Here is an 8,420-nt window from a genome sequence, read left to right as displayed (position 1 = left end):
AATATCCGCGCCGTTCTGGCTCTTATCCAGTTTCCCCTCCATCGCCGCCTGCAATGCCCGTATTGATTGCAGTGATACCGTCTGACCGTTCGGCAATGTCACCGCCACCGTACCATTCTGTGACATCCATTTGTCCATGTTCTGGAGGAACTGGGTGATGTTGCCGTTAATCGCCACCATATGCCTGACCCCATCGGAAATGGAATCCGGGACAGTGGTCTGAATCTGGTATTTCACGTTATTGAGGGTAACACTGGCGTTATCGGCTAGTACCAGTTCCGTGTCTGAGTTCACCGCTTGAATCATGTGCGGTAAATTACTGTTGCCGGACTGGATTAACATAAGCTGCCCGGGGGCGACCCCGTTGATATTTGATATAAATTTTGTGCCCGTACCGCGGACAATAGCCGAGCCGGACACTATAGAAATAGTGCCTTGTGAATAGAGCATGATTGGTTCCTGAGAGGTTAGAAATGATTATGCTTTAAAGACCAGAATAGTTATCATGAACGAGGCGCCTTCCTGATAATATGTAATTTCACCTTGTACATTTTTTGGTAATGTTCCATAACCCGTGATGATCGATGGGACATATGCTGTTCTGAGGTCACCTGTAGAAATTGCATATGTCCTCGCCCGGCATATTGTATTTCCATTTAGCGATACCCACGCCTGTTTGCTGGAACCTGCTGTAATTTGCAATGCAGGGATGACAATAACACGGTCGAACGGGGACGCAGGTATAGTTAGGCTCCCAGCGTTCATTGTGTAAACTTTCACAATGTCGCCAACGATATTATTAACTGACAATGTTCCTTTGATTTCGCAGTCCTCTTCGATGGTGACATTTCTCAGAGAGCCGGACGTCGCGTTAATCTCTCCCCGCGCCTTGATATTACCAAACTCAGCAAAACCGGATTTATCAATTTTCCACCCTGCCCGGCCTGCGACATAATTTCTGGACTGAATGAAGTTGCCGATTTTGGCGTTAGTAATGCTGCCGTCCTCGATAAACCCGTCACGAATAAACACCTGACCATTTTTGATCACGAACACCGGTTCCATTTTCCCATTGGACGGATTCACCACCGTAAACTGGTTCGCCCTGACGCCGAAATGTGTTTCGACCTTGCCGTTCTTGACCTCCGCCCCAATGACCATTCCCGCGCCATAATATTGCCCCTTGTACTTCACCCCTGCCCCGATATCCTTGATAGCATAACCGTTATCGTTGACATCAAAGACCGCGGTCGCCTTGGTCTGCACCGCCGCCGCATTCTCACCCACTTCGGCCTGAACTTTTTCCATCTTCTCAGCAAAGGCTTCCCTGTCAGTTACCTGTGTGGTTTTGACTTCCAGTATCTCCGCCCACATCTCACCGTCAACTTTCAGTTGGTGCTGGACAATGGAGCCACTCAACGCGGCATTTTCCATCGCCGCTTCCGAGTTATAATCAATCTGGGATTGCAGCCGCTTTCCGGCCTCGGCAGTCAGGAACTGGTTGCCGGTGGCCTCCACTATCCAGCTCGTATCCGTTGAAGACTCGCCCCGGACAAACTCTGTCCACGGGGACTGATTGCCGGATTTATCCACCAGACGGGCACGGAAGTAGAAGGCGACCCCGGCTAACAGTCCCTGTAGGGTATGCGTGCGTTGCGGATAAGGAATATCCGCCAGCAGCATCAACCCTTCACCGTCGTTAGTCGGGCTGTACTGGATCTCGGTTTTCAGCGTGTCGTCAGTCTGTGACGCAAAACCCCAGTCAAGCTGGATACCAAAGATAATCGGGGTTGTTCTGAATGCCAAAGGTGTTGGGGGATTGCCCTCTTTCCCCTTTAGGTGCGTTTCCGGTGCATTCGCCCAGAGACTGGATATCTCAGACGCATTAATCGCCCTGACCCGTGCCTGATAGCGTCCGGCGTAGATGCCGGGGATCTCAAAACTCTGTGTCGAAGTTCGGGGGGCGGGTATCCAGTTTCCGTTATCCCGCCGCCACTCCGCCTCATAAGCGATGGCACTTTCAGCCGCTTCCCATGTCACCCGCAAGGTGTTCACAGCAATGCCCTGATTGACGACCGAATAACTGCCAATCGTCACCTTTTTCGGCGGGGGCTGAACACCGGGCGGAATGACCGAAATGGGGCGTTCATCAATGCGGGTGCCGGTATCAATGTGCGTGTACTTGTCCGGGTTATGCTCGACGGCGGTGATCTCAAACGAGACGCCGTCCTCGCCCTCTTTAATGCCGGTCACCCTGAATAGCTGGACAGCCAAGTCCGCCGCATCAATCGCCCAGACACATTCAGTGGCCGGCATTTCCGAATAGCCTGTGGTGACCGTGACAACCTGACCGTTCACCGCCTGAATGGTTCGCCCTTCTGCTTTGCCAGAAGGCAGGTTCAGGATCAGCCGCTCACCCACTTTCGCAGACGATACCCGGTCCAGCGTGATATTGCGTCCATTCACCGCACTGACGCGCCCACCCAGTACACGACCGGAAAACATTTCATCGGCCACCCCGATGACGTAACCGGGTAAGGGGATTTTGCCATCCAGCCCCACGGTAAACGTGACCATCCGGTCGTACTCGTTGGTGTGCAATATCCACTTCCCCCGCCGTATCGCTTCACTCTGGCGGGTACAGCCGATTGCCGTCACATCCGCCTGTTTTACGTCATAGCGACGGATTAACCGGTTATCAAAAACCGGCTCGACCGCATCCTGATAGCCGTTCTGTGGATCTGACCAGCTCACCATCGCGGTAGAGTAATGGGTTTTCTCGCTGGAACTGGCATAAACAAATTTACCGTCACGAACATTGGCACGGGTATAGAGGTAATCCATATCGCGGGGCATATCCGCCAGTACGTTCATGTTGTTGTTGGCCCAGAACGTCATGCCCCGGAAAATACTGGCAATATCCCGAAGTACTGTCCACGCATCCTCTTGTGACTGGATATAAACATTGCAGGTGTGCCTTGGCTCTGTTCCGCCTTTACCGTCAGGCACGGGTTGGTCACAATATTGGGCGATGCGGTACAAATCCCATTTTGCCAGACTCAGGTTCTCCGCCTTAACCCGGGTGCCGATACTGAACCGGTCATTCATCATCAGGTCATACAGCACCCACGCCGGATTGTCTGTCCATGCCCATTTAAAGGCGCCTTGCCATACACCGGAATACGCGCGGCTGTCCGGGTCGTAATTATCGGGCACACGAATAATGCGCATCTTCGGCTCACAAGAGACCGGAGGAATATCCTTAAATTGTTTAGCATCAAACTGAACGAACAATAAAGCAGTTTCGGGATAACTCAATTTAGCATCGATAATCTCGGTGATAGCCTCAACGACCATCGCATCATTAATACGCCCCGAATTTTGTTTTGGTGTGAGACGACGGATACGTACCTGCCAGCCAGAGTGCGCTTTGGGTAGATCAATGCGATGCGAGCGGGGATATCGGGTGGTTGTCTTGCCGTCCACCGCTGTTTTCAGTACTTCCTGATACGTCCCACCGTCCGTTGATATATCAATCGCATAATCAATAACATACCCTACGGTATCGCCATTCTCTTCCTTCTGTTGCTGTAATGGTCCCCACGCAAGCCGAATACGCACCGCTGACAGTTGAGTATTGGTGACCGATCTGACCCATGTCTCTATCAGCTCAGTACCAACTTTCAATTCATTTTCGACCGCCGGCATCCCCTTGATATACTCTTGATGCGGGGTACCGGGACGAAATTCCCACTTCACGCCCTCAAAGTTGGCCTGACCATCGGGACCGATAATCGGCGTGTTATCCAGAAAGATATTGGTGCCGTCCAGCCCGCCTTCAAACTCACCCTCACCCAATGCCAGTAAGATTTTGGCATACGAGGTGGATTGCAATGAATCCGGTGATTCAACGGGGGTGCGGGGGCTTTCGCTGCCGCCCTTGCTGCCCTGAATAAGATGATGTCCCATATTTCACCCATAAAAAAAGCCGCAAATGCGGCGAGACTAAACGTAATGACGGTTATTGCTGGTCTTCGGCGTAGATGCCCGCTGAGATAATGGCTCCACCGATCCGGCGTTTACCGTAGCCCACCGGAACGGGGTTACCCTGAGCGATGGAGTTCACGGGGCCACCAAAGGCGTAACTGGGTTTATTATCCGGATCTTCCCGCCGCGCCAGTCCCCCCGGCATCGGTGATAACATCTGCACCACGCCGCCCAGCATCATAGACACACCGGACATCACCATCGGTACGCCATAGGGTGTCATCCACATAAACGCCCCGGCGACGACCATCACCGCACCCAAGATAGTCTGAAACACACCCGCTTTCTTACTACCGATAATCATCGGGGCAATACGGATATCGTCTTCCCCGGAAAATTCCAGTTCATCCTGACTGATATTGCGCTTGCCGCTGAACACCGCAAAGGTTAAGCCCCGCTCTTTCGCGGTCAGCAGAAACTTTTCGAATCCGTCAATCAGGACAGACAGTGCCCTGACAGCCTCCTGAGGGGACGATACCGCTAACCGGTGCTCTCGCCCGAACAGGGCACCGAGTATCCCGTATAACCGTATTATTCGTAGTGTGTTCATGGTTTACTCCAATAAAAAACCCGCCGAAGCGGGTTATAAGTTAGGTTTATCGTTATTGCTCTCGCCATCCATACTTAAATCTTAAACACTTAAGCATTTCATCTTTGATAATGAATGGATTTCCAGCAGCCCCCCAGTTTGAGGCTTGTTGAGTCGCTATATTCATGCACTCATATTTATCTTTCTCAAGCTCGGATGGTGACTTATAGTCATGAATCAGCATTGTTTTTGCGCATCCAGACAGAAGAGATGAAAACAGTGCTAATAATGCTATTTTTTTCATCATGATGTCCCTCTTTGTAGGTGCATCAATCATAGCAGATCAGTAGTTATTGCGAAGAGTAATGATAGTTCTGTCCTGCCAGTACCCACTGTAGGGTACGCGCTGACTGAGTTGTCCGTACACATGGTGCAACATTAATCCGTCACCGATATACACCCCGGCATGATTAGGTTCTTTGGCTTGCACCTGCATAATAATTACATCCCCCACCTGTAATTCCCCGTTGCACGCTGTGAAGCCCGCCGCCGCATAGTTCTTCATATACAGGTTTTCGCCCCGCTCCCACCAGCTATCTGAGCGCTCAAAATTGGGGATTTCAATATCACGCTCCAGCCGATACCAGTCGCGCACAATGGCGTAACAATCCCAAATCCCATGCACGAACGGGCGACCGATGAGCGGTTTTATCCCCTCAGTCGGCATCAGCGTACGAATATCCCCTTCGGGCCAAGAGACGATCACCCACGGGATTTGTGACAGGTCACACTGGGCAATGTCTAATTGGCTAGGCTGTGTTGTGGCATCGGGGTGACTGTGAACGATGGCAATAATCGTCCCTGTGTCCTCAGCATTGGCGTAATCTTCGGGGTGAATGCTGAATTGCTCGGTGGGTGAAGGCGCGGTATTGCGACAGGGGATATATTGCTGTTTGCGGCTATGTTGAACCACCAGCCCACAGCATTCATTGGGGTATTCTGCTTTGGCGTGATCCATAGCCGCATTAATAATATGTTTGCGCAAAGTTTCCATATCATCGCCTCAGTAACGCAGAACCGGGGAAGCCGCCAAATGGAAGCGGACTCCCTTTTCCAAAACGCGGTTCGCACCCTGTTGATAACAACCCAGAACAAACATCCTTTGACGGGTCGTCGGTCGGATTGCCATCCTCATCAAAATATTGAGTCCCTGTGTAGCCACATGGCGATTTACGATATAACCCACGCATACACCACGTGCAAAGGCTGTGTATCTGTCTGGTAGGAATTTGAATCCCCTGCAAGTCAGCAGGTGAAGACAGCGCAAACTGAACGCTTTCATTGTCCTCATGGGTTTTGCTATCGATATAGTAGACGTCGATCTTCTCCTGTGTGGGGTCAGCTTCTGAATTACCCTCCGGGAAGTTACGCGCATCCAGATAATGCGCAAACGTCATACGAATAGTGACACGCGCTTGAGCCATATTCTGATAAGCCAGACACATTGCGCTAATGGTGCCATCCAAATTGGCCACCTTAAGGAAAGGAGAGGCTGCACTGCCATCACTTAGGGTTTCCAGCCCCTTAATTTCTACAGGCCACGGCTTATACTCCACGCCCTGCCACCAGATAGATTTAATGGGTAAGTTATCTGAATTTGTTAGTTCTTTTTCTGTGTAAGGAATAGGGTGATTATGGAAATACAGCTCTGGCCCACCAAAAACCGAACCATCAACAGAAAACAAAAGTATTTTATTCCCCGACTCAAGGCGCTGGAAATCTGTATTAATTGACATGGGAAAGTTTCCTAAGGCTGATAGGTAGTTTCAAATACTGCGGAAAGTTGGTACATCTGTTCTGATCTGCTATTCATGCCCATTGCCGTGAGCTTATGTCCTTGGCAAACATACAACCCCATATCTAAAAGCGGGTTTTTCCACTTAAATGCGCGATACCCTGCATGACGCGCAAGAAATTGTCGAATTTCATCAATATATTGTTTGTTGCCAGCGAAACTGACCGTCCAGCTCTGGTGTTCACTGTTAATGCCACTCCCACTCCGCTGGGTATATCCGTCACCAAATTGAACCGCACGAACCCGCTGTGTAATATCCGCAACTGGGTTTACACGCGGAACATAAGTAAACTCTTCGAATTTCATTACCGACCTCCTTTGATTGCACGACTAAGCACACCGCCCTGACTTAAATCTCTACCAATTAATTCTCGATAACGTTGCTCAACAAAACGCCCGATTTCACTTCCAAACTGCTCCCATCCGGGGGAAGTAGTTTGCGTTGTCTGTTCATTAGTGACCGTGATATAAACCTGAGGTGCAGCGCTTGAATTTGGCAAGTTAGAACCAATTAGCCTGACCCCTAAATTACCATCGCGTGTTCTGCCAAGCGGCATAATAGCTTCCGGCCCGGCTTCACCCATCAGTCCCGCGCCCTTGGCAAACGCAAACATCGTCGGGCTGCTGACGATTTGCCCGCTGTATTCACTGAGGCTCGGGGAATTAAAAACACCACCTTTGGCAAGCATGGTGATTTTGGGGGGCATGGGGACAGCCTGACCGTTAGCGAATCCTGTTCCGCCCATTGCACCTCCTGCACCACCTACAACACCCCCAGCAACACCCATGATTGATTTAAGTATTGTGTTGGTTACAATAGCCTGCGCAGCCATATCTATCAGATTTTGAATAATGCTCTGAGTTAGAGAGGAAAAAATACCGATCATTCCATCCTTAAAGGTTTGCGTCCCTGTTAGCATCCCCGTCAATACGTTAGATACCCTCTCTTGTGTAACTACAAACATATTTAACGTCATTTTCTGTAATCGCCCCTGACTGGCGTACAGTTGCATTGCGGCTTCGTAGCGGCGTTGATGGGTTTCATTATCAGCGGCTATTAACAGTTCATTTTTACGTTGTTCGGTAATAAATTCTTCCGTCGCATAGGTCTGGATCAGCGCCTTGCGTTTCTCCAGTTGGTTTTGCAGGCCTTGCAGAGGATCAATATTGCCCGCCAGTTCCGCCGTGGGTGATACCGCATAACGCTGATTGGCTTCCGCAACGCTGTTCAGGTATTTAGCTGCAATATCCTGTTTACGGTGCGCAACTTCTTCGGCGCTTTGAATGGCTTTGTCTGCAATCTGGCGCTGTAACTGCTCTTCGGCTTCCTTGCGATTATGAAGGGCCTGCCGATAGGGGTCAGCAGCGACAGCATCATGGAGATCTTTAGTGCGCTGTTTTGCCAGAATACTAGCTTTACTCAGCCCGACAAGCTCTTCACGTTGTTTCCCGGTATATTTTGCGCTGATTTCCATTGAGGCAGCAAAGAGTGAAGCGGCGACTTCACCGTCTTTCATGCGCACCTGCTCTATCTGGATTTCCCGGTTCAGGTCAGCCACTTTATTGCGGTAGTTTTCCTGTGCACTGGCGGCTTCCCGGGCGGCTTTTGCAGCTTCACTGGCGGCTTTTGACGCCGCCGCCTGCGCTTCCTTGGCTTTTTCGCCATTCTGATAGCTGGCTATCGTATTATTAATGTATTTTTGGTAATTATCCCGGTGCTCTGGTTTATTTAAATCCTGATCTTCGGCGGCAAATTCCGCCTGCCTTCTGATTCTGGCCTCACCTTGCAGGGTCGATAATTCACGGTCACGCTCAGATCGCTTAAGAAAAGCCTGTTGCTTATCGTCCAGCGGGGCGGGCGGCAGCGCAAAGGGAACCGGGGTGAATGTCGTCCGCTCTTTCAGCAGGCGGTTCCCCGCCGCCAGTACCCGGTTGAAATCCGAGCCGGCCAGTGTCAGCATCGGCAAGATATCGTTCGTTCTGAGCATT

The 8,420-nt window shown here is 50.7% G+C and carries 8 protein-coding genes; all 8 read right to left on the bottom strand.

Annotated elements, in window-relative coordinates; genetic code table 11:
- A partial coding sequence (locus AB204_RS23220; protein ID WP_458864240.1) for a cupin domain-containing protein occupies nt 1-450 on the bottom strand: 450 nt, incomplete at its 3' end.
- A gap of 27 nt (nt 451-477) precedes the next feature.
- Nucleotides 478-3,969 (bottom strand): TipJ family phage tail tip protein, encoded by a 3,492-nt coding sequence (locus AB204_RS12770; RefSeq protein WP_047963756.1) that lies wholly within the window; start codon nt 3,967-3,969, stop codon nt 478-480.
- A gap of 52 nt (nt 3,970-4,021) precedes the next feature.
- Nucleotides 4,022-4,597, bottom strand: a complete 576-nt coding sequence (locus AB204_RS12765) for a tail assembly protein (RefSeq protein ID WP_047963755.1) — start codon at nt 4,595-4,597, stop codon at nt 4,022-4,024.
- A 52-nt stretch (nt 4,598-4,649) separates the two neighbouring features.
- The gene (locus tag AB204_RS12760; protein ID WP_047963754.1) at nt 4,650-4,883 is read right to left on the bottom strand and encodes a hypothetical protein; all 234 of its coding nucleotides are present in this window, start codon (nt 4,881-4,883) and stop codon (nt 4,650-4,652) included.
- A gap of 36 nt (nt 4,884-4,919) precedes the next feature.
- The gene (locus AB204_RS12755) at nt 4,920-5,621 is read right to left on the bottom strand and encodes a C40 family peptidase (RefSeq protein WP_047963758.1); all 702 of its coding nucleotides are present in this window, start codon (nt 5,619-5,621) and stop codon (nt 4,920-4,922) included.
- Nucleotides 5,622-5,631: 10 nt separating this feature from the next.
- On the bottom strand, nt 5,632-6,372 hold the full coding sequence (locus tag AB204_RS12750; RefSeq protein WP_047963753.1) for a phage minor tail protein L: 741 nt from the start codon (nt 6,370-6,372) through the stop codon (nt 5,632-5,634).
- A gap of 11 nt (nt 6,373-6,383) precedes the next feature.
- Nucleotides 6,384-6,737 (bottom strand): phage tail protein, encoded by a 354-nt coding sequence (locus AB204_RS12745; protein WP_047963752.1) that lies wholly within the window; start codon nt 6,735-6,737, stop codon nt 6,384-6,386.
- Nucleotides 6,737-8,420 (bottom strand): phage tail tape measure protein (locus AB204_RS12740; protein WP_053067906.1); only part of this gene is annotated, 1,684 nt, incomplete at its 5' end. The genes AB204_RS12740 and AB204_RS12745, both read right to left, overlap by 1 nt.

The sequence above is a fragment of the Xenorhabdus khoisanae genome (assembly GCF_001037465.1).
GTDB classification, from domain to species: Bacteria; Pseudomonadota; Gammaproteobacteria; order Enterobacterales; family Enterobacteriaceae; genus Xenorhabdus; species Xenorhabdus khoisanae.
Note: the sequence above shows the minus strand (reverse complement) of the source record. Positions and strands in the feature narration are given on the sequence as shown.

Coding starts and splice junctions, on each gene's coding strand:
- AB204_RS12760 (WP_047963754.1), bottom strand. CDS start 4,883: ATGATGAAAAAAATAGCATTATTAGCACTGTTTTCATCTCTTCTGTCT.
- AB204_RS12765 (WP_047963755.1), bottom strand. CDS start 4,597: ATGAACACACTACGAATAATACGGTTATACGGGATACTCGGTGCCCTG.
- AB204_RS12745 (WP_047963752.1), bottom strand. CDS start 6,737: ATGAAATTCGAAGAGTTTACTTATGTTCCGCGTGTAAACCCAGTTGCG.
- AB204_RS12770 (WP_047963756.1), bottom strand. CDS start 3,969: ATGGGACATCATCTTATTCAGGGCAGCAAGGGCGGCAGCGAAAGCCCC.
- AB204_RS12750 (WP_047963753.1), bottom strand. CDS start 6,372: ATGTCAATTAATACAGATTTCCAGCGCCTTGAGTCGGGGAATAAAATA.